Origin of the sequence: Mycolicibacterium hippocampi (assembly GCF_010723735.1) — a bacterium.
GTDB lineage: Bacteria > Actinomycetota > Actinomycetes > Mycobacteriales > Mycobacteriaceae > Mycobacterium > Mycobacterium hippocampi.
On record NZ_BLLB01000002.1, the window covers coordinates 2475943 to 2502407 of the forward strand.

Sequence of the window (26465 nt, forward strand, 5' to 3'; positions counted from 1 at the left end):
GTTCCTCCCGGCTAGTGAAAGTAAAACTGACGTTAGGTTTATTTTTGGGGGCCGTCAATGACGTCGCGGGGCCGAACCTTTTTCAGTCGACGAGATCGACTCGCACCGTCAGCAGGTTCGTTCCGAACGTGCGGACGCCCATGCTGTTGACCTGGGGCAGCGACCGGAGCCGAGCGCGGGCGTCGTCGTCGGGCAGCAGCTGCGCCGTGCCGCGGTGCCAGCGCCCCTTCAACCGCACCCGCACCTTCGGGTCGGCCTTGATGTTGCGCACATACTGCGACTTCTCGCCGAACTCCGAGACGAACCAGAACTCGTCGCCGTCCCGGCGGCCGCCCACCGGCGTGCGTCGGGGTTCGCCGGACTTTCGGCCGGTCGTCTCGAGCAGTGTCTGGAACGGCATTCGCCCCATCACCTGATTCCCGACATATTTCTGGAAGAACTTGGTGACGTTGTCGCGGACGCTGGTCATCGGAACTCCGTTCGCCGGTTTCACACCATGGCGGTGCGGGGGACCGCCATCCCCATTGTCAGCGCAGCGGCGAGTTCGCGGCTGGTGTCGTAGTCGAAGACCACGTGACCGCCGATGACGTCGACGTCGCGTTTGATGCGTTGCAGCGGGTTGTCCAGGAAGTGTGCGCTCGCGCCCGACGCGCCGAGCAGATCGCCGATCACCGTGCGCGACTCGTGGACGATGTGTGCCGCGGCGAGCCTGGCCTGAGCGCGCACCGGACGTCCCACCGGGTCACCCGCTGCGACGATGCCCTCGATCTCGCCCACGGTGTCGGCCAGCAGTCCGCGCAGTGACCGCAGCCGGACCAGCGCCTGCCCGAGGTGCACGGAGGCGACGGGCTTGTCTTTCTGCATCACGCCCTCGTAGGCCAGGAACCGCTGGGAGAGCCGCTCGGTGTAGATCTGCGCGGCGCGTTCTGCGCTGCCGAGTGCGGGCATCGCGGCCAACAGGGCCAGTGCGGGCACCATCGGCCACCGGTAGGTGTCGGCGTCGTGTAGCGCGGCGCCGGGTGCGGTTCCTGTGTAGATGTCGGCGACGGCCACCAGTCGGTGCTCCGGCACGAAGACATCGTCGATCACGACATCGTTGGAACCCGTCGCCCGCATGCCGTCGGTGTGCCACACGTCCTCGATGCGCACGGCGTCGATCGGCAGCAGCGCCAGCACGGGATAGACGGTCGCCTGATCGCCCGGCACGCGCTCGCGCAGTGCACCGACGATGATCCAGTTGCCGTCCATCACGCCGGTCGCCCACGACCACCGCCCGGAAAGTCGGATCCCGCCGTCGCAGCCGACGCCCTGGCCCGTCGGTGCCAGCGGCGCCGGGGCCAGGAAGGGGCGTGATCCGAACGCCTCGCTCTGTGCCTGCTCGCTGAACAGCGCGAGCATCCAGTTGTGCAGGGCATAGAACCCGAGGGTCCACGCCGTGGATGCGCACCCGTGCGCCATCAGCCGGACGGGGTCGAGGATGGCCGGCAGCGGGGCCTGGCGGCCGCCGTAGCGGGCCGGCACCAGCAGGTTGACGAACTCCGTCGTCGCGGGGTCGGCCAACGTTTCCGCCGGTAGCCGGCGCTGACGCTCGGCCTCCGCCGCCCGTTCCGACAGCCGCGCGACGTATTCGGGGGTGACGGTAGTGGTGGCGACCATGACTGGCATGACGGCGACCGTACCATACGGTTTGGTATGGAAGCGTTGCGGTCAGGGCTTGAGCATGAGGTCGAGAAAGCGTTCCCGCTGTCGGGCCGTCCCGGCGGTCGGCGGCGCGTTCGAGAGGTGCAGGAAGCCGATGCCCGCGGCGAACGTGGCGTTCGCCCGCATCGCGGCGTCATCGGCGTCGAACCCGGCATCCGTGAACGCCTGGCGAACCGCGCCCAGCACCCGCTGGTCGGCGGCGTGCACGCTCTCGGCGACGGCCGGGTCGGTGCGTGCCCATTCCCGCATCGCCCGCTCCAACGCCCACTGCCGTTCGCCGAGAAGTGACGCCATCATCTGCGCGAGCCGCTCCCGGGCCGGCACATCCGCCAGGTCGCCGAAGTGACTGCGGTCCCGATCGCGCAGTTGGGCCCACGCCTCGACCACAGCGGCTCGATAGCTCGCGATGTCCTTGAAGTGCCAGTAGAAGCTGCCCTTGGTGACGCCGAGGCGGCCGCACAGCCGGTCTATCTTGAGGGCCTCGAGTCCGTCGTCCACCAGCAGGGCGTAACCGGCCTGGATCCAGTCCTCGGCGGAGAGCCTGCCTGCACCGGAAGGACTACTCGCCATCCGCTGGAGCCTACTGACCACGCCGGGTGTGACGACGGTCACCATGACGGAGGTATTACATTGGCGGGACTGGACGAGGCGTGGTACTTGCTCACTGCCGTCGGGAACAGCCGGTGATTTCGCCGGCGCCCGGACCTCAATTGGCTGCAGCGTCAGTTTTGTTTTCCAGCAGGAAGTGGCTGTTCGGCGTGGCCGGGCTTTCTCACATGCTGGTCACATGCTTTACTGCAACCGCTACAACTGAAGATTTTCCGGCTCACTGTGCCGCCATTCGGCAGTGCGCAGTAGTGGGACGGTGCGGCAAGCCATCGCTGAGGTGGTAACGGTTGCGCTGGCCCGCCCGAAAAGTCTAAGGACAAGCCGCGTCACGCGGTAACCAGGATGGATGGATTGACGGTATGAGACTTCTTGACAGGATTCGCGGGCCCTGGGCGCGCCGGATCGGCGTTGCGACCATGACGGCGGCGCTGCTGCCCGCGCTGGTCGGCCTCACCGGAGGGTCGGCGACTGCCGGAGCATTCTCCCGGCCGGGTCTGCCGGTCGAGTACCTGATGGTGCCGTCGCCCTCGATGGGACGCGACATCAAGGTCCAGTTCCAGAGCGGCGGAGAGAACTCACCCGCGGTCTACCTGCTCGACGGCCTGCGCGCGCAGGAGGACTTCAACGGCTGGGACATCAACACCCAGGCGTTCGAGTGGTACCTCGACTCCGGGCTGTCGATCGTGATGCCCGTCGGCGGCCAGTCCAGCTTCTACACCGACTGGTACCAGCCGGCCACCAACAAGGGCCCGACCGTCACCTACAAGTGGGAGACGTTCCTGACCCAGGAGCTGCCGGGCTTCCTGGCCTCGCAGCGCGCGGTCAAGCCCACCGGCAGCGCTGCGGTCGGCCTGTCGATGGCGGGCTCGGCGTCGCTGATCCTGTCGGTGTACCACCCCCAGCAGTTCACCTACGCCAGCTCGATGTCGGGCTTCCTGAACCCGTCGGAGGGGTGGTGGCCCTTCCTGATCAACATCTCCATGAGTGATGCCGGCGGCTTCGACGCCAACGAGATGTGGGGCAGGACCGAAGATCCGAACAGCGCCTGGAAGCGCAATGACCCGATGGTGCAGATCCCGCAGATCGTCGCCAACGGCACCCGGATCTGGATCTACTGCGGTAACGGCCAGCCCAACGAGCTCGGCGGCGGCGACCTGCCGGCGACCTTCCTGGAGGGTCTGACCATCCGCACCAACGAGACCTTCCGCGACAACTACATTGCCGCGGGCGGTAGCAACGGTGTGTTCAACTTCCCGTCCAACGGCACGCACAACTGGGCGTACTGGGGCCGGGAGCTGCAGGCCATGAAGCCCGACCTGCAGGCGCACCTGCTCTGATCCGGTACTGACGAACAAAGCCCCCGGCCGGCGGTCGGGGGCTTTGTCGTTCTCCGCCACCGGCCTGGCTAGGGTGGCCGTCATGACGGAAATCAATGCGATGGTCGCGCATGAGGACGCCGAAGGTGCCATTGTGCTGCGCCACGAGGTGGTCGACGAATCGTTTCTGCCCGAGGGCGACGTGGAGATCCGGGTCGAGTACTCGAGCGTGAACTACAAGGACGCGTTGGCGATCACCCCGAAAGGCGGAGTGGCACGCGGCTATCCGTTGATCCCGGGCATCGACGTCGTGGGCACGGTCACCGCGAGCACCTCACCCGAGTTCGCCGTCGGTGACACCGTGATCGCCCACGGGCAGGACATCGGCACCGGCCGGCACGGCGGTTATGCGCAGGCGGCGCGGTATCCCGCCGAATTCCTGGTCAAATTGACCTCGTTGAGCGCGGCCGACGCGGCGGCCATCGGAACGGCCGGCTTCACCGCCGCGATGAGCGTGAACGCGGTGCGCGCGCACGGTGTCAGCCCGTCCGACGGGCCGGTGCTGGTCACCGGCGCCACCGGCGGGGTGGGCAGCGTCAGCGTCGACCTGCTCGCCGGACTGGGTTACGAGGTGGTGGCGTCGACCGGTAAGGCCGAGGCGCACGATCTGTTGCGTGAGTTGGGGGCCGCAGAGGTCATCGACCGGGTCCCCGGCCCCGAGGAAAAGATGCGCCCACTGGGCAAGTCGCGTTGGGCCGCCGTCGTCGACTGTGTCGGTGGCAAGACCCTGGCCTACGCGCTGAGCACGCTGAATTACGCCGGCGTGGCAGCTATTTCGGGGCTCGCCGGGTCGGCGGATCTGCCGGCCACCGTGCTGCCGTTCATCCTGCGCGGGGTGACGCTGGCAGGTATCGACTCGGTGCTGCTGCCCATCGGAGCACGCCGCGAGGTCTGGGGTCAGATCGAGGCGGAACTGCAGCCGCGTCACCTGACCCGCATCACCCGCGACGTCCCGGTGCGCGATGTCTCCGACGTCCTCGGCAGCATCGTCGGCGGCGGCGTCACCGGGCGCACCCGCGTCGTCGTCCACGACGGGTTCTGAGCGGCGTTCAGTCGGCCCCGACGCTCACCGGCGCGACCCAGCAGGGCACGCCGTTGACGACCTGGGTGTTGCTCGGAACATCAATCAGCACAGCAGGGTTGAGCATGTTCGTGTTGGCGCCGGGATGGGCGTTGGCGACGTCGAGTCGGGTCCCGTCGACACCGTGACCCCAGCCGTGGGGTAGCGACACCACGCCGGCCATCATCTCGTCGGTGACTTCGGCGACCACCCGGATCGAACCCTCGGTGGTGCAGACGTCGACCAGGTGTCCGTCCGTCACCCCGAGCCGAGCGGCGTCGGTGGGGTTGATCAGCATCGTGCAGCGGTCCTTGCCACGCATCAACCCGGCCACGTTGTGCAGCCAGGAGTTGTTGGAGCGCAAGTGGCGTCGGCTTGTCAGCGCCAGCCCGTCGACGGTGCGGTCGATCCGGGCGAGCAGTCGCGGAATGTCGGCAGCCAGCAGCGGGTGCATCAGTTCGATGCGTCCCGACGGCGTGGTGAGCACCTCGTTCAGGCGACCGCCTTCGAGCTCGCCCAACCGCAGTCCGTCGGGATGGCGGCGTACCTCCTCGAGGGTGAGGCCGCCGGGGCGACGTCCGAGGTCGTCGCCCCACGGCCCGACCCGGACGCCGAGATCGATCATCCGCTCGGGTCCCCGGCCCCGCAGTGCGGCGAAGACCTCCTCGGGATCGCGGCCGAACAGGGGAGTGTCGGCAGCCTGGCAGGCGGTGTAGATGATGCCCTGGGTGTACATGTCGTCCATCGCAGGGACATCGACGTCGGGCAGCGGCGTACCGAGCAGCGCCCCGGCCAGGCGCAGCATGATCTCCCACTCCTGGGGTCTCCCGGCAGGCGGAGCCAGCACCGGGTCGGACCATTTCACGCACGACGCGATGGCGTACATCCAGTACAGATCGTCGCAGTGCGGGCGTTCCAGCGGGGACAGCCCGGGAAGCACCACATGGGCGTGCCGGGTCGTCTCGTTGAGCCAGTTGTCCACGGAGATCATCGCGTCCAGCCCGCCCAGCGCCGCGTCGAGCCGGCGGGCCCCTGGCGCGGAGACGGCCGGATTGCCGGCCACGGTGACAAGGCCGCGGATCTGGCCGTCACCCGGTGTGTCGATCTCTTCGGCCAGGCAGCTGACCGGGAACTGACCCAGGACTTCGGGCGCGCCGCGCACCCGGCTGCGGAACCGCCCGAACTGCCAGCCGGGGCCGGTCTGGTCGGGCGGCTTCATGAACATCGGCGACCAGACCGGGGCCTTGGGGAACAGGGCTCCGCCGGCACGGTCCACCGACCCGAGCGCGACGTTCAGGACGAACACCAGCCAGGTGGCCAGGGTGCCGAATTCCTGTGTGCAGGCGCCGATCCGGCTGTACAGCACCGGTCGGTCGGCGTCGGCGAGTCCTGCCGCCAGCCGGCGGATGGTGCCGGCGGAAACACCGGTGGCTGCCTCGACCCGCTCGGGTGGGAACCGGGCGGCGAGGGCGATGACGTCGTCGAGTCCGGTCACCATGTCGTCCAGATGGGGTGGGGGCCGCAGCCGGTGCTGTTCGACCAGTGTGTGCAGGATGGCGAACAGCAGCAGGGCATCGGTGCCGGGAAGCACCGGTACCCACTCCGAGGCGCGCCGCGCCGTCTGCGTCCGCCGCGGGTCGATGACCACCACGGTGCCGCCGCGCTCCCGGATCGCCGCGAGCCGCCCCATGATGTCGGGTGCCGAGAGCATCGAGCCCTGCGAGGCAGAAGGGTTGGCACCCAACATCATCAGGTGGTCGGTGCGGTCCAGGTCGGGGATTGGTGCATTCCACATACCGCCGAACAGCAGGGCGCTCACGACATTCAGCGGCCACTGATCGACGGTGCCCGGGGTGTAGTACGCGGGCATTCCCGCGGCGCCGGCCATCCCCACCAGCGCGCCGACGTAGGTCTCCAACCCGAGGTTGTGCGCGACCGGGTTGCCGATGTACACCGAGACCGCCGCGGCGCCATGGCGGTCCAGGACCGGCCGCAATACCGCCTCCGCCTCGGCGAGCGCGTCGTCCCAGGAGACCTCGACATGTGCACCACTGCGCGTCCGTACCAGCGGTTGCCGCAGCCGGTCGGGGTCGTGGTGGATCTGCTGCAGCGACGCGCCCTTGGGGCACAGGTGCCCGCGGGACCACACATCGTCGGGGTTGCCGCGAACGGCGCCGGCCGTCCCCGCCTGCACGGTGACCCGCAGGCCACACATCGCCTCACACAACGGACAGGTGATGCGATGCTCCACGAGCGCACCGTAACAAGCGGTGCCCGCGGTTACTTCAGTTCAGCCGATGACAGGCCGAGCAGGCGGCGCGCGACCACCAGCTGCTGGATCTGCTGGGTGCCCTCGAAGATGTCGAGGATCTTCGAGTCGCGGGCCCACTTCTCCAGGAGAGCCTGCTCGGAGTAGCCCGTGGTGCCGGCCAGTTCCACTGTCTTGAGCGTGATGTCGCTGGCGACGCGGGCGGCCTTGGCCTTGCCCATCGACGCTTCCTTCGAGTTCGGGATCCTGTTGTCGGCCTGCCACGCCGACCGCAGGGTCAGCAGATAGCCGGACTCCCAGTCGGCCTCCATCCGCAGGAACTCCGCCGCCGCAGCGCTCTGGGCGTGTGCGGGTTTGTCGTAGGAGATCTCGACGCCCGCGGCGGTCAGGATCTTGCGGAGCTCCTCGAGCGCGGCGCGCGCGATGCCCACGGCCATGCCGGCGACGACGGGCCGGGTGTTGTCGAAGGTCTCCATGACCCCGGCAAAACCCTTCTCCACGTTGACGTCGGGGTTGCCCAGCAGGTTGTCCTTGGGGATGCGGACGTTGTCGAAGCGGATCGCGGCCGTGTCGGACGCTTTGATGCCGAGCTTGTGCTCGAGGCGCTCCACGGTCACGCCGGGGTGCTCGCGGGGCACGATGAACGACTTGATCGCCGCCCGGCCCTTGGACTTGTCGAGAGTCGCCCAGACCACGATGTGCGTCGCACGAGACCCGGCGGTGACGTAGATCTTCTCCCCGTTGATCACGTACTCGTCACCGTCGAGCTTGGCGGTGGTCGACACCGCAGCCGAGTCGGAGCCGAAATCCGGTTCGGTGATCGCCATCGCGGCCCACACCTTGCCGAGTCGCTCGAGTTGCTCGTCGGTCGCGACACCCGAGATCGCCGCATTGCCGAGCCCCTGGAAGGGGATCGACAGCACCAGCGCGACGTCACCCCAGCTGACCTCCACGATGTTGAGGACAGCGGACATGTTGCCGCCGTTGACGTTTCCCTTCGGGCCGTCCTCACCGTCACGGAAAGCCTCGGCGCCGGCGAACGAGATCGTCTTGGCCTCCGAGATGCCCTCGAACAGGGTCGCGACGGTGTCCAGTTCGACGGGGTAGGCGTGTTCCTTGGCGTCGTACTTGCGCGAGATCGGTCGCAGGATCTCGGCCGCGCCCTGATGCCCCTTCTCCACCACTGCCTGCAGCTTCTTCGGCAGTTCCAGATTTATCGCCATGTCAGTCTCTTCTCGTCAGGGCCGGTGGGAATCAAAGGACCACAACACCTTCGGCGACGCCGATGGCACGCAGATCGCGGTACCAGCGCTCGACCGGGTGTTCCTTGGTGAAGCCGTGGCCGCCGAGCAGCTGCACGCCGTCGAGGCCGATCTGCATGCCCTTGTCGGTGCCGAGCTTCTTTGCCAGGGCCGCCTCGCGGGCGAATGACAGACCCTGTTCCGCACGTGCAGCTCCCCGCCAGGTGATCAGCCGCAACCCGTCGAGCTCGATCGCGATGTTGGCGCACATGAACGCCACCGACTGCCTGCGGGCGATAGGTTCGCCGAAGGCTTCGCGCTCCTTGACGTAGGGGACCACGTAGTCGAGCACTGCGTGCGAGGTGCCGACGGCCAGCGCCGCCCAGCCCAGCCGGGACAGCGCGATCGCCTCGGAGTAGTCCTGGTCGTTTGCGCCGTCCTCGCCCAGCCGCGCGCTGAGCGGCACCGTGACCTTGTCCAGCTCGACTCGGCCGAGGGCGGCGGCGCGGATCCCCATGCTCGGGTCCGCCTTGACCGTCAGTCCCTGCGACGACGCCTCGACGATGAACAGCGCCGGCTTGCCGTTGAGTTGGGCCGCGATGATGAACAACTCGGCATCCGCGGCGGCCGGGACCAGCGACTTGACCCCGTCGAGCCGGTATCCGCTCGGGGTGCGCACCGCCGTCGTCTTCAGCGCGGTGGGGTCGAACAGCGGATGCGGCTCAGCGATCGCCAAGCAGGCCTGCGGCACGTTCTCCCCGGCGAACTCTTCGAGGTAGGTGGCCTGCTGGTCGGCGCTGCCCCAGTGGGTGAGCGCGGCGGCGACGCCGCCGGGGGCCAGGATCGGCAGCGCCAATCCCATGTCGCCGTAGGCCAGTGCCTCGGCGACGAGCGCGTTGGTGACGGTGCTGCGGTGCTCGGCGATGCCGTCGAAGTCCTCGGGGATGTTGATCGCGGTGATGCCCAGTTCGGCAGCCTTCGCGATCAGATCCGCCGGGTACGTCGCGGCGTCGTCGGCATCGTGGGCGGCAGGCCGCAGGATCACTTCGGCGAACTCGTTGACCGTCTCGACGATCATCTTCTGGTCGTCGTCGGGCGTCAGGTCGAAGTAGTCCGACCCGCCGGCCTTCAGCCGGGTGGCCGGCTTGCCCACGCCCTGGATCCGCTTGAACTGCCGGGTCGTGGCGCCCGCAGCGGAGAAGCCGTGCTTGACGCCGTACTTGATGCCCCGGTTCAGCGGGTCACGCAGGTTGTACTTGTCCAGGAATTCCTGGCCCATGAGCGGGGTGAGCAGGGCCATCCCCACGTCGATCACACTTCGCTTGTGCTTCTGGAGGCCGACGGCGCTCTCGTGGCCGCTCCGTCTGGGAGGCAGGGTGTTCGTCATTGGCAGCTGCCCTCGTGTGGTGGTTCGGGATGCGCGATCGCGCAACTGACTCCACAGTAAGGTACCGGAACTGACTCTCCAGTAAGGTTCACCGACTTGTAATGGACCTCACACCTCCAGGCGGGCCAGAACCTCGTCGTGCAGCAACCCGTTGGTCGCCACCGCGCTGCCACCGTGCGGACCCGGGTCGGCGGCCAGATTCGTGAACCGGCCACCGGCCTCGCGTACCAGGATGTCCAGCGGTGCCAGATCCCATAACTTGACCTCCGGCTCGACGGCGATGTCGACGGCCCCCTCGGCGACCAGGCAGTACGACCAGAAGTCGCCGTAGCCGCGGGTGCGCCACACGGCGTCGGTGAGGTCGACGAACCGCGAGCGGCCCGCCTCCCACCCGGTGGTCATGTCGGAGAACGACAGGCTCGCCGCGTCGAGCGCACTGACCTCCGAGACCGAGATCTGCCGGGTCGCGCCGCCGAAGGATGTGAACGCCCCTTGCCCCTCGCCGGCCCACCAGCGTCGGCCCAGAGCCGGCGCACTCGCCACGCCGACCACCGGGACGCCGTCGACGAGCAACGCGATCAATGTGGCCCACACCGGCACGCCGCGGACGAAGTTCTTGGTGCCGTCGATCGGGTCGATCACCCACTGCCGGCCGCTGAATTCCCTGGTGCCGCCGAACTCCTCACCGAACACCGAGTCCTCGGGCCGACGGTGTGCGAGCCGGTCGCGCAGCAGCGTCTCGGCGTCGAGGTCGGCGTCGGTCGCCGGTGTCATGTCGGGCTTCGTCTGCACGCGCAGGTCCACCGCCCCGAAGCGCTGCATCGTCAGCGAGTCGGCCTCGTCGGCCAACTCGAGCGCCAGTGCCATGTCGTCCAGCAGGGTGTCCATACCTGCCGTCCTACCATGTGGGGGTGGCCGAACTCGCAATCCTCCTCCTGCTCGGCGGCGCGCTGGCGCTGCTCCTCGCGCCGTGGATCCGGCGCAAACGCGGCGTCGCCAACGACTGGGTGCCGGGCACCATGGTCGTCACCGGGGTCAGCCCGCGGCCCGACGTGGAGGGCGAGCAGTACGTCACCATCACCGGGGTGATCAACGGCGCGACGGTCAACGAGTACACCGTCTACACCCGGATGGCCGTCGACGTGAACAACTGGCCGACCATGGGTCAGCTGTTCGAGGTGGTGTACTCGCCGCGCAATCCCGAGAAGTGGGCGTTCGCGCCGCAGCCCGCACCCCCGCCGCCCATTCAGGACTCCTGACTTCCGCTTCGTCGTCAGGCGTGCCCGATGCGGAGCAGTTCCGCCACGCTCGTCAGCTTCACCCGCGGCCGCCCGGCCCCGACGCCTGCCGAGCGTTCGTGTTCGTCGATCAGCTTCCAGTGGTCGTCGGTCACCACCTTCGGCTGCCGCTCCACCAGCCACCTCGCCAGCTGATCGGCGTGGTCGTCGCCGAAGTCGGCCAGCTCGGCGGTGCTGAGGTCTTCGAGCAGGGTGTTGACGGTGGCCTGGGAGTCCTTCTTGTTGGTGCCGATCACGCCGCTGGGGCCGCGCTTGATCCAGCCCGCGACGTATTCGTTGCGGCTGCCCGCGACCCGCCCGTCGACGTGCGGGATGGTCCCGGCGCGCTCGTCGAACGGCAACCCCGGTGTGGGCATGCCGCGATAGCCGACCGCCCGCACCACCAGCTGCGCCGACACCTCGTCACGTTCGCCGGTGTCTTTGGCGCTCACCCGGCCATCGGCGTCGCTGACCAGTTCGTTGCGGCCGAGCACGACCGACTCGACCCGCTCCTCGCCTCTGATCTCGATCGGGGAGGTGCAGAAGCGGAACACGATGCGACGTGTCGCGCCTGCGGGTGTGTTCTCCGCGTACCCGCGCAACACCTTGATGTTGTTGCGCACCGTCCTGTCCGCTGCCTCGAGATCGTCGTCGGTGATGTCCGCCAGGTCGGCGGGGTCGACGATGATGTCGACGTCGCCGAGCGCTTCGAGTTCGCCGAGCTCTCGCAGCTCCATCGTGGTGAAGGGGGCCTGCAGCGGACCGCGCCTGCCCACCACCAGCACCTCTTCCACACCGCGGCCGTGCAGCGACTCCAGCGCGTGGTCGGCGATGTCGGTGGCCGCCAGCACGTCGGGGTCGCTGACGAGGATGCGCGCGACGTCCAGCGCAACGTTGCCGTTGCCGATCACCACCGCACGTCCGGTCGTCAGGTCGGGCGCGATCTCGCCGAAGTGAGGGTGCGCGTTGTACCAACCGACGAAGTCGACTGCGGCCACGCTGCCCGGAAGGTCTTCGCCCGGGATCCCCAGCGACCGATCCGACTGCGCGCCGGTGGCGTAGACGACGGCGTCATAACGCTCGGCCAGCTCGACCGGATGCACGTGCTCCCCGACGACGACGTTGCCGAAGAAGCGGAATCGCGGATCCATCGCCGTCTTCTCGAACTGAGCGCTGACCGACTTGATCTTCGGATGGTCAGGGGCCACGCCCGAGCGCACCAACCCGAACGGGGTCGGCAACATCTCCAGCATGTCGACGCGCACGTCGTGGTCACCGTCGGAGTCGGCGAACTTCAGCAGGGACGCGGCGGCAAAGTACCCCGAGGGTCCTGAGCCGACGATGGCCACGTGGTAGGGCCGGTTTTCGGGCATGTAGGGCTGCCTTCTGTCGCTGCCCGGGCGCGCGCAAGGGGCTGTCGCGACGCGGCCGGGCGAGGTTCCATCCCGATGCTAGATCGCGAGGAACCCCAGACACGGCATTCCGCCAGGGTCGTCCGGAATCGGGCCTGATTTTCCGAGAACATGCCGATGAGCGTTTGCCGCCGACACGGTGAGTACCCTGAACTCCCGTGGATCCTGACCGTCAAAGCGACATCGCCAGCCTCGACACCACGCTCACCACGGTGGAGCGGGTTCTCGATGTCGAGGCGCTTCGCGGTCGCATCGAGATGCTGGAGCAGCAGGCGTCCGACCCGAACCTGTGGGACGACCAGGCGCACGCCCAGAAGGTGACCAGCGAGCTGTCGCACGCCCAGGGAGAGCTGCGGCGCGTCGAGGAGTTGCGCGGGCGCCTCGAGGACCTGCCGGTGCTCTACGAGCTGGCCGGCGAGGAGGCGGGGGCGGAAGGCGACTCTGCGCTCGTCGAGGCCGACGCCGAGCTCGCCCAGCTGCGTGAGGACATCGCGGCGATGGAGGTGCGCACCCTGCTCTCCGGTGAGTACGACGAGCGCGAAGCCGTCGTCACCATCCGGTCGGGTGCGGGCGGAGTGGACGCCGCCGACTGGGCCGAGATGCTGATGCGGATGTACATCCGGTGGGCTGAGCAGCACAACTACGGCGTCGAGGTGTTCGACACCTCCTACGCCGAGGAAGCGGGCATCAAGAGCGCGACCTTCGCCGTGCACGCGCCCTATGCGTACGGGAACCTCTCGGTCGAGCAGGGCACCCACCGCCTGGTGCGGATCAGCCCGTTCGACAACCAGAATCGCCGTCAGACGTCGTTCGCGGACGTCGAGGTGCTGCCCGTCGTCGATACCACCGATCACATCGAGATCCCCGAGGGCGACGTCCGGGTGGACGTCTACCGCTCCAGTGGGCCTGGCGGTCAGTCGGTGAACACCACCGACTCCGCTGTTCGACTCACCCACGTCCCGACCGGTATCGTCGTCACCTGTCAGAACGAGAAGTCGCAGTTGCAGAACAAAGTGTCGGCGATGCGCGTGCTTCAGGCAAAGTTATTGGAACGCAAGCGTTTAGAAGAGCGGGCCGAAATGGACGCCCTCAAGAGCGACGGCGGCAGCTCCTGGGGTAACCAGATGCGTTCCTACGTGTTGCACCCCTACCAGATGGTGAAGGACCTGCGCACCGAGTACGAGGTCGGAAATCCAGCCGCCGTGCTGGACGGAGACATCGACGGCTTCCTGGAAGCCGGTATTCGGTGGCGCAACAGAAAAGATGACGACTAGTACCTATCAAGCCCTCAACTTCGCCGAGGGCTGGCGCAGCTTCTGGCACGGCGAAATCGGCGTGTGGCTGCTTACGCAGGGATTGCAGATCGCCCTGCTGGTCATCGGCGCGCTGCTGGCCGCGAGGTTCATCAACTGGATCGCGCGGCGGGTGACGCGGCGAATCGACGCCGAGTATCAGGAAAGCAACCAGCTGGTGCGCTCGGAGAGCGCCAAGCACCGCCAGGCGGTGGCGTCGGTGATCTCGTGGGTGTCGATCGCGATCCTGTTCGTCGTGGTCGCGGTCGAGATCACCGATGTGGTCAACGTCCCCGTGGGGTCCCTGGTGGCACCGGCGGCGGTGCTCGGCGCGGCGCTCGGTTTCGGCGCTCAGAAGCTGGTGCAGGACCTGCTGGCCGGGTTTTTCATCATCACCGAACGTCAGTACGGCTTCGGTGACCTGGTGCAGGTCAACATGCTCGGCGCACCGGATGAGGCCGAGGGCACCGTCGAGGAGGTCACCCTGCGGGTGACCAAGTTGCGCACCAGCGAAGGCGAGGTGTGGACCGTGCCGAACGGCAACATCGTCCGCTCGCTGAACATGTCGAAGGACTGGGCGCGCGCGGTCGTCGACATCCCGGTGCCCACCACCGCCGATCTCAACCGGGTCAACGAACTGCTGCACGCGGTCGGCGTGGACGCCATGGAGGACGAGGGACTCAGCGCACTGCTGCTGGACACGCCGCAGTTGATGGGTGTGGAGAGCATCGAGCTGGACACCGTCAACCTGCGGATGGTGGCCCGGACGCTGCCCGGCAAGCAGTACGAAGTAGGCCGCCGGCTGCGCATCCGGATCATCGCGGCCCTCAACCGCGCCGGCATCGCCACCAGCGAGCACCCGCCGACCTTCGACACCATCGCCGGACAGAGCGAGCAGGCCCAGGGCCGCGCGGAGGCCAAGAAATGAACCTCGGGGAGAAGCTGCGCGGTTGGCGCCGGGACGACCGGGGTTGGCCGCGGTACATGCCGGGCGGCCGGATCCGCACGTCGACAGCGGGGCTCATCGTCGCCTTCATCGCGCTGTCCTGGGTGGCTCAGGTCTTCGAGCCGCCGGCCCGACCGCCGGCGGCGCCGGAATCGTCGGTGGTGCCGCCCGGTTTCGTGCCCGACCCGAACTACACCTGGGTGCCGCGAACCAACGTGCGCACCCGCGAACCCGAGGTCACCACGACGACCCCGACGACCACCACGACCACGACCACGACCACCCCGACGACGACCGGCACGACGGAACCGCCGCTGCCCGGGGTGACGACGACCCCGACGGGTCCCGAGGGCCCGACGACGACCGTCATCGACCCCGACGGCGTGGGACCGGGCAGCCCGGAGACGTTCACCCAGGCGCCGACCGAGACTCCGGCGCAGGTCCCCACCCTCGCGCCGACCGCTCCGGTACCGCCGACCACGGTCCCCCCGCAGTAGTGCCGAGGTAATCGGATGTCTGCCCGCTACACTGGCGTGCCGTGATGATCACCCTCGACCATGTGTCAAAGCAGTACAAGTCGTCGGCACGTCCAGCGCTCGACAACATCTCGGTCAAGATCGACAAGGGTGAGTTCGTCTTCCTCATCGGACCGTCCGGATCCGGCAAGTCCACGTTCATGCGGCTGCTGCTGGCCGAGGACCAGCCGTCGTCGGGAGACATCCGTGTCTCCAAGTTCCACGTCAACAAGCTGTCCGGACGCCACATCCCGGGCTTGCGGCAGGTGATGGGCTGTGTGTTCCAGGATTTCCGGCTGCTGCAGCAGAAGACGGTGTTCGAGAACGTCGCCTTCGCGCTGGAGGTGATCGGCAAGCGCGCCGACACCATCAACCGGGTGGTTCCCGACGTGCTCGAGATGGTGGGGCTGTCCGGCAAGGCCAACAGGCTGCCCGCGGAGTTGTCCGGCGGTGAGCAGCAGCGCGTCGCGATCGCCCGGGCGTTCGTGAACCGGCCGCTGGTGCTGCTGGCCGACGAGCCGACCGGCAACCTGGACCCCGACACCAGCAAGGACATCATGGACCTGCTCGAGCGGATCAACCGCACGGGCACGACAGTGCTGATGGCCACCCACGACCATCACATCGTCGACTCGATGCGCCAGCGGGTCGTCGAACTCGAACTCGGCCGGCTGGTTCGTGACGAACAGCGCGGCGTCTACGGAATGGACCGTTAAGTGCGCTTCGGCTTCCTGATCAACGAGGTCCTGACGGGGCTTCGCCGCAATGTGACGATGACCGTCGCGATGATCCTCACCACGGCGATCTCCATCGGTCTGCTCGGCGGCGGGCTGCTGGTGGTGCGCCTTGCCGACCAGTCGCGCGACATCTACCTCGACCGGGTCGAGAGCCAGGTCTTCCTCACCAACGACGTCTCGGCCAACGATCCGAACTGCGACGCCGACCCGTGTGTGGCGCTGCGGCAGGCGATCGAGGACCGTGACGACGTGCGGTCGGTGCGCTTCCTGAACCGCGACGAGGCATACGACGATGCGATCCAGAAGTTCCCCCAGTACAAGGATGTCGCCGGCCGGGACGCGTTCCCGGCGTCCTTCGTGGTGCGGCTCGAAGACCCCGAGCAGCACCAGGACTTCGACGAGGCCATGGTGGGCCAACCGGGCGTGCTCAATGTCCTGAACCAGAAGGACCTGATCGACCGGTTGTTCGCGGTGCTCGACGGGCTGTCCAACGCCGCGTTCGCGGTGGCGCTGGTGCAGGCGATCGGTGCGGTGTTGCTGATCGCCAACATGGTCCAAGTCGCCGCCTACACCCGCCGCACCGAGATCGGAATCATGCGCCTGGTCGGCGCGAGCCGCTGGTACACCCAGCTGCCGTTCCTGGTGGAGGCGATGCTGGCCGCCCTGATCGGCGTGCTGATCTCGATCGTGGGCCTGATCGCGGTGCGCGCACTGTTCCTGGAGAACGCGCTCGACCAGTTCTACCAGGCCAATCTGATCGCCAGGATCGACTACGCCGACATCCTCTACATCTCGCCGATCCTGCTCTTGGTGGGTGTGGCGATGGCTGGGGTGACGGCGTATGCGACGTTGCGACTGTACGTACGAAGGTAGCCGTGGCGAAGAAGGCCAAGACGGCCAAGGACAGCAACAACCAGGTGGTTGCCACCAACCGCAAGGCCAGGCACAACTATGCGATCCTCGATACGTTCGAGGCCGGGGTCGCGCTGGTCGGCACCGAGGTCAAGAGCCTGCGCGAGGGCCAGGCGTCGCTGGCCGATGCGTTCGCCACCGTCGACGACGGCGAGATCTGGCTGCGCAACCTGCACATCCCGGAATACCACCACGGCAGCTGGACCAACCACGCGCCGCGGCGGAATCGCAAGCTGTTGCTGCACCGCCGCGAGATCGACAACCTGATCGGCAAGATCCGCGACGGCAACCTGACCCTGGTCCCGCTGTCGCTGTACTTCACCGGCGGGCGGGTGAAGGTGGAGTTGGCGCTGGCCCGCGGCAAGCAGGCGCACGACAAGCGCCAGGATCTGGCCCGTCGTGACGCCGAGCGCGAGGTCACCCGGGAACTGGGCCGTCGCGTCAAGGGCATGACCTCCTGACCGGCATCTTCACTGCGCTGATCGCGGCGCTGGGATACGGCGTCAGCGACTTCGTCGGCGGTATCGCGTCACGGCGGGTGGCGGCCCTGCGGGTGGTGCTGGTGTCCTACCCGGTGGCGCTGGTGCTGTTGGTCGTCATCGCGGTGCCGTTCGGGGGTCAGATCGACACCCCCGCCGTGGTGTGGGGCGTGCTGTCCGGCGTGACCCAGGCGTTCGGGGTGTGGTGGTTCTACGCCGCGCTGGGTTCGGGGCCGATCTCGGTGGTGTCGCCGCTGACGGCGATCCTGGTCGCCGGGATCCCGGTGGGTTTCGGGCTCGCACTGGGGGAGCGGCCCGGGGTGATCGCCCTCGTCGGCGTGGCGCTGGCGCTCGCCGCGGTTGTGCTGGTCAGCCGCGAGGCGACCGACGAGGACGTCAGACCGCACAGGTTCACCGTGAAGGTGGCGTGGTTGACCGTCGGCGCCGGGGTGGCGTTCGGGATGAACTTCGTCGTCCTCGATCAGGTGCCGCCCGAGGCCGAGTTGTGGCCGCTGGTGTTCGGCCGGATCGCGGCGACGGCCATCGTGCTGCTGGTTGCCGTCGTCACGGCCAACCTGGTGCTCGAGCGGGGCATTCCGCTGCGGTTGGCGGTGTTCGCCGGCGTGCTGGACACGATCGCCAACGTTGCCACTTTGCTTGCCCTGCAGTCGTCGATGTTGTCGCTGGCCGGTGTCCTGATCGCGCTCTATCCGGCCGCGACCGTCCTGCTGGCGATCATGGTCCTGCGTGAGCGCGTGACCCGGTGGCAGGCGATCGGCATGGTGCTGGCTCTGGCATCTGTCGCAATGATCGCCTCCGGTTAGCTACGGTCAGGGTTCAACCCCGAAACGGGGGCGCCGCCCGCAGCGGAGGGAGGGGCCGGTCAAGTCAAACCAGCTGCGCCTTTGGCTGTTCGCCATCGTCACTGCGCTGGTGTCGGTCAACGCACTGGCACCGTGGGGAGACGAGGCGGCTCAGCGCGGGGAAGTGATGCTCCAGTTGGCTGCGGGACTGGGGGCGGTGGTCTGCGGCCTCGTCGTCGGTTTGCGGGCCGAGGGGATGGCGCGCCGGTGGCGGCTGCTCCTCGCGGCGGGGTTGACGGCGTGGCTGGTCGGTCAAGGTCTCTGGTGGGCCGGCGGCGCCGGGGCGGACGGTGATCCGGTGGCGCCGGCAGGGCTTGTCGCGTATTTGCTGTGTCCGGTGTTCGCGCTGGCATCGGTGGTGGTGCTGGTGCGTTCCAGCGGCGGTGCCACCGAACCGCAGGATGGCTGGTTGCGGCAGTTCAGGGACACCACCGTTCTCGACGGGGTGGTGGCGGCCGCGGCGTTTCTGATCCTGTGTGCGATCGGGGGTTTCGGCGTCGGGTCGACCGCCTCACTGCCGCGGTCGGCGAATCCGGTGATCGAAGTCGGGTTCGCGCTCGCTGAACTGGTCGTGGTGGTGGCAGCGGTGATGATGACGATGATCTACCGCCCGGATCGCCCGTTTCGGGCGAACTACCTTCTGCTGGCCGGCGGTATCGTCACCATGGCCTCTTCCGACCGGCTGGTCGCCTACTTCACATCGGTGGGTTCGGTGAGCGGTCAACGATGGGCTGCAATAGGTTTCGCCATCGGACCGCTGATATTGGCCTACGCGATGGTGGTCCGGTCGCCACGACAGCATGATGCCGACGACCGCCAGAACCCCGGGATGGACTGGGCGCAGCTGATCCTCCCGTACATCGGATTCCTCGGCGTAGCACAGCTTTTCGCCTTCCATGTGATTACCGGGCGGCAGTTGACCACTTTCGTCGTCAGTCTGACGGTGGTGATGGTGTTGCTGGTCGCGGTGCGCCAGGTGGTGGCGATGCGTGCCCAGCACCTGCTGACCCAACGGTTGTACTGGGCCCAGCGGGGATTGGCCTATCAGGTCCACCACGACGCGCTGACCGGACTGCCCAATCGCCTGCTGTTCGCCCAACGGCTCGACGAGGCGATCCGCGATGGCCGTTTTGTGCTGATCTTCGTCGATCTCGACGACTTCAAAGAGGTCAACGACCGGTTCGGACACGCCGCGGGCGACGACCTGTTGCGGGCGGTGGGTGAGCGCCTCACGCGGTGCATCACCGAGGCGGATACGTTGGCGCGCATCGGCGGTGACGAGTTCGCGATCCTGATCGCCGGTGAGGCGGACGAGCCGGAGATCGTCGCCGACCGGCTGCGGGTGGCGCTGCGGGATCCCTTCGCGGTGCACGGCTCGTCGCTGCGGGTGCGGGCCAGCATGGGGCTGGTCCGGTCCGATGCCGACGGGCTGGACCAGACGTCGGACGATCTGTTGCGGCGGGCCGACATCTCGATGTATGCCGGAAAGCGGCTCGGCAAGGACACCGCGGTGATCTACCAACCGTCCACCGGCCTTCAGGACGATTTCCCGACTGCGCTGCGGCGGGCGCGCGGTGGTGTTCCCGACGGGTTCAGGCTCGCCTACCAGCCGGTCGTGCGCCTCCCCGGGCGGATCCCGGTGGCGGTCGAAGCTCTGGCGCGGTGGACCGCGCCGAGTGGAATCGACATCGCCCCGCAGACTTTCGTCGCGGCCGCCGAAGCAGCGGGGTTGGGTGCCGAACTCGATGCGCTGGTCCTCGACCTGGCGTGCAGTGACGTCAAGGCTGCCGGTCTGGACCTCACCATCCACGTCAACATCGGGGCGGCACGGCTGGGCAACCCGTCCTTCGAGGACCACGTCCGCCGCGCGATAGACCGCCACGACGTGGAACCGACCCGGCTCGTCCTGGAGATCACCGAGACCGTGCCGATCGTCGACCTCGCCGACGCCGCCGCGCAGATCAACCGGCTGCAGTCATTGGGTGTCAGGGTGGCGCTGGACGACTTCGGTGCGGGATTCAATTCGCTGATGTACATGCACGCGCTGCCGGTGCAGATCGTCAAGCTCGATCGCAGCTTCGCCGTGGGTACCGATTCCGAACGGAATCTGACGATGTACCGGTCTGTCGTCCGGCTGTGCAGCGAGCTGGGACTGTCGGTGATCGCTGAAGGCGTCGAGTTGCCTCCCCAGGCAGAGACGGTCTACCTGGCCGGGTGCCGGCTCGCCCAGGGTCATCTGTTCGGCAGCGCGGTTCCCATCACCGAGCTCAGCCACGGTTCGAAGGCGCACGGCGCGCCCGTCTGACCCACAGTCCCCGCGAGCGGGCGCGTCTGCTCGCCGACACGCCGGGCGGAACGTGCATTTCGCGCACGCTCGCGGCCGGAACGCACTACGTTCTGCCGGGTGAACAGCCCCTCTCGCCCCGTCACCCTGCTCGACAAGTCCGACGTGCTCGATGGTCTTTTTGCGTCGTGGCGCAACATCGATGCGTTGTTGCAGACGGTGCGTCCCGAGGACTGGACGGCGCCGACGTCGCTGCCCGGGTGGACGGTGCACGACGTCGTCGCCCACATGGTGGGCACGGAATCGATGCTGCAGGGTATGCCGACGCCGCAGGCGGACATCGACGTCGCGGCCCTCGAACACGTGCGCAACGACATCGGGGTGCTGAACGAGCACTGGGTGTGGAAACTTCGCGACCTCGGCCACACCGAGCTGCACGGGGAGTTCCGCAACGTGACCGCCCAGCGCCAGGTGGTGCTGTCCGAGATGCCGGCCGAGGAGTGGAACACCACCACCGCGACGCCGGCCGGGCCCGACACCTACGGGCGGTTCATGCGGGTACGGGTTTTCGACTGCTGGATGCATGAACTCGACATCCGGGACGCGCTCGGGCGGCCTGCAGGCAGCGACGAGCTCGACGGTCCGGCGTCGAGGCTGGCGCTGGACGAGATGACCGCCAGCATGGGGTTCGTGGTGGGCAAGCTGGGCGGCGCGCCCGACGGTTCCCGGGTCAGGATCGAGCTGACGGGGCCGCTGGCGCGGGAGATCAACGTCGCGGTGGACGGCCGCGGGCGCGTGGTCCCGGACTTCGGCGCCGACGAGCCGACCACGACGATCACCCTGGACGCGGTGCTGTTCACCCGGGTGGCGGGAGGCCGGACAACACCGGCGACAGCCGGCACGGAGATCGGCTACACCGGCGACGAGGAGGTCAGCCGTCGCATCGTCGAGCGCCTGAACTACGTGATCTGACCCCTGTGGATTAATTAGTCGCTGGACGGTGTTGAACGGACCGGTAGTATGAAAGGTCCTGCCGGAGGTCGGCAGGGGTGCGAGGGGCTGAACGGTTTCGACTTCGCGCATCGAATCAAGGGAAGCGTGCCGGTGCAGGCAACTGACCACCGTAAGCGTCGTTGCAACCAATTAAGCGCCGATTCTAATCAGCGCGACTTCGCCCTCGCTGCTTAAGCGACGGTGAGTCTGTCAGACCGGGAGCGCCCTCGGCCCGGACCCTGGCATCAGCTAGAGGGACCCACCGATACGTCCGGTCGCGGGATGTATCGGGACATCAAACAGCGACTGGGATCGTCATCCTGACTTGTTCGCGTGAGCAGGAGATCCGAGTAGAGACATAGCGAACTGCGCACGGAGAAGCCTTGAGGGAATGCCGTAGGACCCGGGTTCAATTCCCGGCAGCTCCACCAGAAAGAAGCAGGTCAGGGACGTAATCCCCCTGGCCTGCTTTCTTTTTTCCATCAACATCTCATCAACATTCGGGTCTGAAGTGCCCGCTATGGCGTCGCTGCGACCGGTCACCCGCAAGAACGGCACCGAGCACGTCCAGCGACGAAGTTCAAGGGTCTGGTCGAGAAGTTCGGAGCCGCGCAGGCGCTGACGGCACTGGGCACCGATCCCGAGATGACGACGATGACGGTCCAGGAATGGATGGAGCACCACATCGAGCATCTGACCGGGCTCCGGAAGTCGCCCCTGTGGGACTACCAGTCGTATCTGCGCAAGGACATCGGCCCGGCGCTCGGCGAGCTTCCGCTGACTGGGCGCACCCGCGAGCACGTCGCGAAGTGGACCCAGGATCTCGCCGCCGGGGGAGCATCGGGCAAGACGATCTCCAACAAGCACGGGTTCTTGTCCTCGGCGCTCAACGCAGCCGTGCGGGCCGGACGTATCCCGACCAACCCAGCGCTCGGTCAACGACTGCCAACCTCCGAGCGGGAAGAAATGACCTGCCTCAGCCACGAAGACTTTGCCCTCTGCTGGACAACGTCACCGACCACTGGAAGCCACTCGTGGAGTTTTTGGTGGCCTCCGGTGCCCGTTGGAGCGAGGCCACTGCGCTGCGGCCACCGGACGTCAACATGGCGACCAACATCGTCAGGATCACCAGGGTGTGGAACGGACCTATGACCGGACAGGCTACGAGCTAGGTCCGCCGAAGACCAAGACGCAGCAGTCTCAGCTCAGCGTCGACGTCGCCGAGATCCCGCACACCTTGAACCCTATTGCTGCGCGCTACCACCGCGATGCAGCAGTTCACAGACTGGACGTGTGCGCTCTACTCTCAGCTCTATGGGGGATAGAAGAAGTTGGGGAGACAGGTTCGCGCAGTGGCTTACCGCACTGCCGATGGGCATCAAGTTTGTCGTCGCGCTCGTTCTGGCGTTGAGCACGATCGTGCCTGCTGGGCTGATCGTAGCGGCGCTGGACCCGCTGGTGTGGGGGTCGGACGATCAGACGGTGCGCATAACCTGTGGCGACCGGAAGGTCGAACGGACTTTCAGCAAGGAAGAATTTGAACTCAAATCCAGTGATGTCGAGTCTCTGGCAGTGGAGATGTGCACGACCTAGCCTTCTGCCCGCAGTCACCAGAAAGCCCCGCCCGGTGATCCCGGAGCGGGGCTTTCCTGCGTTGTGCCTCTCCGTCACTCCGCCCCGACGCCGTCCAGCAACTCTCGAATTGCAGCCTCAGTGAATGTCTGACCGGCCTGGAGCATGTCGGCTACGTCGTTGATCCCGGCGGAGCCGACGGCGTCGTCATCGGAATCGGCGATGTCCTCGTTGGCGCGTCCACCTAGGATGAAGCCTCCACCTCATAGCCCCCGGCGGTGACGCACATCCGGTCAGGACTTGTCCGGCCACACCGAACATCAAGCAGCTCCCGGAGGAACCCGGTGGCTCGGAGTACCTGGCGGCGATCGAAGACATGCACCCGATGGTCCGCATCGGCGAACCCGCCGAAGTTGCCAGCGCCATCGTCTTCCTCGCCTCCGACGACGCTTCCTTCATCACCGGCGCCGTGCTCCCCGTCGACGGCGGGTACCTCGCGCAATAGCGGCGATCCGGCCAGCTCCACGCCGGCCGTGCTTACCCCGCCCCGAAGCGGGTATGTCATCGGTCGAATTCGGCTGACGCGCTGGCTTTCAGCGCACCGGGGAGGCGAGCGTGACATCGGAACCGACCACTGCGCGTGCGCACGCGACCGACGACGAGTGCGACGGGCGCAAACTCAAACGCGAGATCACCGGCCCCCTTTTGTTCCTGTTCATCCTCGGCGACGTGCTCGGGGCCGGTATCTACGCGCTGATGGGGGTGCTGGCCGAGGACGTCGGCGGCGCGCTGTGGGCGCCGCTGCTGGTGGCGCTGTTCCTGGCGCTGCTCACTGCGGGGTCCTATGCCGAACTCGTCACCAAGTATCCGAAAGCCGGCGGCGCCGCCGTCTTCGCGCAACGGGCCTTCCGGCGACCCCTGCTGTCGTTCCTCATCGGCTTCTGCATGCTGGCCGCCGGAGTGACGAGTGCGGCGGGCCTGTCGCTGGCCTTCGCCGGTGACTACCTCACCACGTTCATCGACGTCCCGGCGATACCGGCGGCCATCGTGTTCCTGGCGCTGGTCGCGGCCCTCAACGCCCGCGGGATCAGCGAATCGCTCAAGTCCAACGTCGTGATGACGGTCATCGAGCTCACCGGTCTGCTCATCGTGATCATCGCCGTGGCCGTGATGGTCGGCGGCGGTCGTGGCGACCTCGGCCGCGTCGGTCAGCTCCCCGATGGCTCCGCTCCCGCGCTGGCCATCCTCGGCGGCGCGATCATCGCCTACTACTCGTTCGTCGGGTTCGAGACCTCGGCCAACGTGGCCGAGGAGATCCGCAACCCCAGCAAGGTGTATCCGGCGGCGCTGTTCGGTTCCCTCATCACCGCCGGGGTCGTGTACGCGTTGGTGGGGGTGGCCAGCGCCATCGCGCTCCCACCCGCAGAGCTGTCCGAGTCGTCGGGGCCGCTGCTGGCGGTCGTCGACGCGTCCGGCGTCGGCGTGCCGGCCTGGGTGTTCAGTGCCATCGCGCTGGTGGCCGTGGCCAACGGCGCCCTGCTGACCATGATCATGGCGAGCCGGCTCACCTACGGCATGGCCGACCACGGTCTGCTGCCTGCGGTGCTGAGCAGGGTGCTGCCGAACCGGCGCACCCCTTGGGTGGCCATCCTGGCCACCACGGTGGTGGCGATGCTGCTCACGCTGGTCGGAGATCTGTCGACGCTGGCCGAGACGGTGGTTCTACTGCTGTTGGTCGTGTTCATCTCGACCAATGTGGCGGTGCTGGTGCTGCGCCGCGACACCGTCACCCACGACCACTTCCGGGTGTGGACGGCCGTCCCGGTGCTCGGCGTGGCGTCGTGCGTGCTGCTGATGACCCAGCAGAGCGCCACGGTGTGGCTGTTCGCGGCGATCCTGGTCGCGGTCGGTGCTGTGCTGTACGCGGTGGCGCGGGTTGCGGATCGCCGCGCGGCGTCGTGAGGCCGGGCCCGCGGCCCGATCGTTATCAATAAGGGCCGTTCATCGTGACCAGGAAACACCGGAAGAGATTCCGTCGGTGTCGGCGACGTTGCTGCACCATTTTTTCAGTGCCGCGCTCGGGGGATGTCGCGCCACGTTCGTAGTTGGTCCCGGTTCGAAGGGGGAGTGGTACATGCGCCGATCGACGGCCTCGCTGGCGGCGGTAGCCATCTGTGTTCTCATCGCGGGGTGCACGAGCACCGGTCACGCCGAGTCGACGACACCGACCAGGACGTTGATTCCGCGTCCCCTCGTCGAGCGGGAACTGGCCAGCTTGCTGCTCAGCCCCGAAGAGGTCGACGTGGCCATGGGAACACGCGGGATGGCCGTCACCCAGAGCCAGTCCGCGATGAGCGACCACAGCGCCGCCATGTCCCCGCCGGAATGCCTGGCTGTCGACGGCGCGGCCGAGGCTCTGGTATACGCCGACAGCGGTTTCCGGGCCGAGCGCGATGAAAGCCTCAACAACGGTGACAACTTCACGCACTACCTCAAGCAGGCCGTGGTGTTGTTCCCGACCGTGGACATGGCGGCGGCGTTCTTCGACGCCTCGGCTGCGCAATGGCCGGCCTGCCGTGAGTACACCCATACCCAGAGCGGAACCCAGTGGTCGCCGGGGCAGATCACCAACGCTGACGGGATCCTGAGTACCGTTGCGACCCAACAGGATGCGGCGGCCCCGGGCTGGGCGTGCGGCCGTGCCCTGGCGCTGCGGAACAACATCATCGTCGACATCAACACGTGCAGCGCCGACCCCGCGGACTCGGCCCCCAAGATCGCCCGCCAGATCGCCGACGACGTCACGTCACGTTGGTGAGCGTGACTCAGCGCCCGAGGACCGCGGCGACGCGCGCGGCGACCTCGGCGGCCACCGCCAGCGTCGGCGCATCGTCGGCCGGGACGTAGCGGTCGGCGGCCGCGTCGTAGCGCGCCCCGGCGATGGCGCCGTGATCGGTGTCGATCTCGGCGATCTCCACCGGCCAACCGGCCTGCCGCAGCTCGGCGGCGAACTCCCGGCTCGAGCTGACCGGGACGACGTCGTCGTGGATCCCGTGCAGCAACGTGAACGGGGCGCCGACGACCGCCGAGCGCAGGCCGTCAGTCAGTGTCGCCCCGGAGATCGGGTCCCGCGCCGTGAACGCGCCGCCGAGGCAGACGGTGTGCGCCAGCGTGACGTCGAAGCCGGACGAATGCAAGGTCAGTCCCGCTGCGGCGGCAGCACCCATCGACCAGCCCACCAGAAGCAGCCCCTCAGCAGCTCCGGGCAGTCCCTGAGCGAACGCGACGGAGTTCAACAGGTCCGCGCGCCCGCCGTCGTCAGCGTGGGAGTTCCAGTCGGGCGCCGCGACGCCGAGGCCGTGGCCGGCGAGCATCCCGGCGAGCGGTCCGACCGCGGCGCGGGCATCGGTCTGCATGCCGTGCCACAGCAGCACCGTGGGGTCCGAGGTGTTTCCGTACACGTCGACCAGTCGTCCCGGGGCGTACCGCGCAGTCTCCATCCGGCAGGTGTTCCCCGAATACGGCGACCGACACGTCCCG

Annotated in this window: 24 protein-coding genes, 1 other RNA gene and 1 pseudogene; 17 read left to right on the top strand and 9 right to left on the bottom strand. The window is 67.6% G+C overall.

Translation table 11 applies throughout. The features are described from left to right. Window positions 1-82: 82 nt before the first annotated feature. From G6N53_RS13045 to G6N53_RS13055, 3 genes are read right to left on the bottom strand one after another with little or no spacing between them, the layout of a single operon-like run. The gene (locus tag G6N53_RS13045) at window positions 83-469 is read right to left on the bottom strand and encodes a nitroreductase/quinone reductase family protein (RefSeq protein ID WP_163888897.1); all 387 of its coding nucleotides are present in this window, start codon (window positions 467-469) and stop codon (window positions 83-85) included. Window positions 470-489: 20 nt separating this feature from the next. Then, window positions 490-1665 carry an acyl-CoA dehydrogenase family protein gene (locus G6N53_RS13050; RefSeq protein ID WP_163888899.1) on the bottom strand — a complete coding sequence of 392 codons (1176 nt, stop codon included), beginning with the start codon at window positions 1663-1665 and terminating at the stop codon, window positions 490-492. Between the two features lie 42 nt (window positions 1666-1707). Then, the gene (locus tag G6N53_RS13055; RefSeq protein ID WP_163888901.1) at window positions 1708-2271 is read right to left on the bottom strand and encodes a TetR/AcrR family transcriptional regulator; all 564 of its coding nucleotides are present in this window, start codon (window positions 2269-2271) and stop codon (window positions 1708-1710) included. 398 nt (window positions 2272-2669) lie between these two features. On the opposite strand from G6N53_RS13055, the gene G6N53_RS13060 reads away from it, so the two are divergent. Both G6N53_RS13060 and G6N53_RS13065 read left to right on the top strand, forming a co-directional pair. Continuing rightward, window positions 2670-3647 (top strand): esterase family protein, encoded by a 978-nt coding sequence (locus G6N53_RS13060; RefSeq protein ID WP_163888903.1) that lies wholly within the window; start codon window positions 2670-2672, stop codon window positions 3645-3647. A gap of 82 nt (window positions 3648-3729) precedes the next feature. Beyond that, window positions 3730-4728: an MDR family oxidoreductase gene (locus G6N53_RS13065; RefSeq protein WP_163888905.1), complete on the top strand. Its 999-nt coding sequence runs from the start codon at window positions 3730-3732 to the stop codon at window positions 4726-4728. 7 nt (window positions 4729-4735) lie between these two features. Here the strand turns inward: G6N53_RS13065 and G6N53_RS13070 are convergent, their stop codons facing one another. The 4 genes from G6N53_RS13070 to hisN all read right to left on the bottom strand — a co-directional run bounded on the left by G6N53_RS13070 (window position 4736) and on the right by hisN (window position 10531). Further along, window positions 4736-6997 (bottom strand): molybdopterin-dependent oxidoreductase, encoded by a 2262-nt coding sequence (locus G6N53_RS13070; protein WP_163888907.1) that lies wholly within the window; start codon window positions 6995-6997, stop codon window positions 4736-4738. A gap of 29 nt (window positions 6998-7026) precedes the next feature. Continuing rightward, window positions 7027-8238 carry an acyl-CoA dehydrogenase family protein gene (locus tag G6N53_RS13075; RefSeq protein ID WP_163888909.1) on the bottom strand — a complete coding sequence of 404 codons (1212 nt, stop codon included), beginning with the start codon at window positions 8236-8238 and terminating at the stop codon, window positions 7027-7029. A 31-nt stretch (window positions 8239-8269) separates the two neighbouring features. Continuing rightward, the gene (locus G6N53_RS13080) at window positions 8270-9643 is read right to left on the bottom strand and encodes an acyl-CoA dehydrogenase family protein (protein ID WP_163888911.1); all 1374 of its coding nucleotides are present in this window, start codon (window positions 9641-9643) and stop codon (window positions 8270-8272) included. Between the two features lie 108 nt (window positions 9644-9751). Beyond that, window positions 9752-10531: a histidinol-phosphatase gene (gene hisN / locus G6N53_RS13085; RefSeq protein ID WP_163888913.1), complete on the bottom strand. Its 780-nt coding sequence runs from the start codon at window positions 10529-10531 to the stop codon at window positions 9752-9754. Between the two features lie 23 nt (window positions 10532-10554). On the opposite strand from hisN, the gene G6N53_RS13090 reads away from it, so the two are divergent. Beyond that, window positions 10555-10902 (top strand): hypothetical protein, encoded by a 348-nt coding sequence (locus G6N53_RS13090; RefSeq protein ID WP_163888916.1) that lies wholly within the window; start codon window positions 10555-10557, stop codon window positions 10900-10902. A 14-nt stretch (window positions 10903-10916) separates the two neighbouring features. Here the strand turns inward: G6N53_RS13090 and G6N53_RS13095 are convergent, their stop codons facing one another. Further along, window positions 10917-12293 (bottom strand): FAD-dependent oxidoreductase, encoded by a 1377-nt coding sequence (locus G6N53_RS13095; protein ID WP_163888918.1) that lies wholly within the window; start codon window positions 12291-12293, stop codon window positions 10917-10919. A 197-nt stretch (window positions 12294-12490) separates the two neighbouring features. Between G6N53_RS13095 and prfB the strand changes: the two genes are divergently transcribed. The 14 genes and pseudogenes from prfB (at window position 12491) to G6N53_RS13165 (ending at window position 25743) form a co-directional block, all read left to right on the top strand. Further along, window positions 12491-13606, top strand: a complete 1116-nt coding sequence (gene prfB / locus G6N53_RS13100; RefSeq protein WP_163888920.1) for a peptide chain release factor 2 — start codon at window positions 12491-12493, stop codon at window positions 13604-13606. Beyond that, window positions 13596-14552, top strand: coding sequence for a mechanosensitive ion channel family protein (locus G6N53_RS13105; RefSeq protein ID WP_163888922.1), 957 nt, complete (start codon window positions 13596-13598; stop codon window positions 14550-14552). The genes prfB and G6N53_RS13105 overlap by 11 nt, the downstream gene beginning before the upstream one ends. Next, window positions 14549-15067, top strand: a complete 519-nt coding sequence (locus G6N53_RS13110; protein ID WP_163888924.1) for an Rv3103c family proline-rich protein — start codon at window positions 14549-14551, stop codon at window positions 15065-15067. Before G6N53_RS13105 ends, G6N53_RS13110 begins: the two co-directional genes overlap by 4 nt. Before the next feature lie 44 nt (window positions 15068-15111). Then, window positions 15112-15801 carry a cell division ATP-binding protein FtsE gene (gene ftsE, locus G6N53_RS13115; RefSeq protein WP_163895844.1) on the top strand — a complete coding sequence of 230 codons (690 nt, stop codon included), beginning with the start codon at window positions 15112-15114 and terminating at the stop codon, window positions 15799-15801. After that, window positions 15802-16695 carry a permease-like cell division protein FtsX gene (gene ftsX / locus G6N53_RS13120; protein WP_163888926.1) on the top strand — a complete coding sequence of 298 codons (894 nt, stop codon included), beginning with the start codon at window positions 15802-15804 and terminating at the stop codon, window positions 16693-16695. Between the two features lie 2 nt (window positions 16696-16697). Beyond that, window positions 16698-17195, top strand: a complete 498-nt coding sequence (gene smpB / locus G6N53_RS13125) for an SsrA-binding protein SmpB (protein WP_163888928.1) — start codon at window positions 16698-16700, stop codon at window positions 17193-17195. Beyond that, complete coding sequence (locus tag G6N53_RS13130; protein WP_264063481.1) at window positions 17192-18037, top strand: DMT family transporter; 846 nt, start codon at window positions 17192-17194, stop codon at window positions 18035-18037. Before smpB ends, G6N53_RS13130 begins: the two co-directional genes overlap by 4 nt. Window positions 18038-18203: 166 nt before the next feature. After that, complete coding sequence (locus G6N53_RS13135; RefSeq protein ID WP_237166737.1) at window positions 18204-20381, top strand: putative bifunctional diguanylate cyclase/phosphodiesterase; 2178 nt, start codon at window positions 18204-18206, stop codon at window positions 20379-20381. Between the two features lie 99 nt (window positions 20382-20480). Next, window positions 20481-21332 carry a maleylpyruvate isomerase family mycothiol-dependent enzyme gene (locus tag G6N53_RS13140; protein WP_163888930.1) on the top strand — a complete coding sequence of 284 codons (852 nt, stop codon included), beginning with the start codon at window positions 20481-20483 and terminating at the stop codon, window positions 21330-21332. 83 nt (window positions 21333-21415) lie between these two features. Continuing rightward, window positions 21416-21784, top strand: a transfer-messenger RNA (tmRNA) gene (ssrA, locus tag G6N53_RS13145). Between the two features lie 940 nt (window positions 21785-22724). After that, complete coding sequence (locus G6N53_RS13150) at window positions 22725-22946, top strand: hypothetical protein (protein ID WP_163888932.1); 222 nt, start codon at window positions 22725-22727, stop codon at window positions 22944-22946. Window positions 22947-23256: 310 nt separating this feature from the next. Further along, a pseudogene (locus G6N53_RS30435) lies at window positions 23257-23430 on the top strand (SDR family oxidoreductase); the annotation flags it as partial. Between the two features lie 110 nt (window positions 23431-23540). Next, window positions 23541-24887 (top strand): APC family permease, encoded by a 1347-nt coding sequence (locus G6N53_RS13160; RefSeq protein WP_163888934.1) that lies wholly within the window; start codon window positions 23541-23543, stop codon window positions 24885-24887. 172 nt (window positions 24888-25059) lie between these two features. Continuing rightward, window positions 25060-25743, top strand: a complete 684-nt coding sequence (locus G6N53_RS13165; RefSeq protein WP_163888935.1) for a sensor domain-containing protein — start codon at window positions 25060-25062, stop codon at window positions 25741-25743. 7 nt (window positions 25744-25750) lie between these two features. Here the strand turns inward: G6N53_RS13165 and G6N53_RS13170 are convergent, their stop codons facing one another. Further along, complete coding sequence (locus G6N53_RS13170) at window positions 25751-26425, bottom strand: alpha/beta hydrolase (protein ID WP_163888937.1); 675 nt, start codon at window positions 26423-26425, stop codon at window positions 25751-25753. Window positions 26426-26465 lie beyond the last annotated feature (40 nt).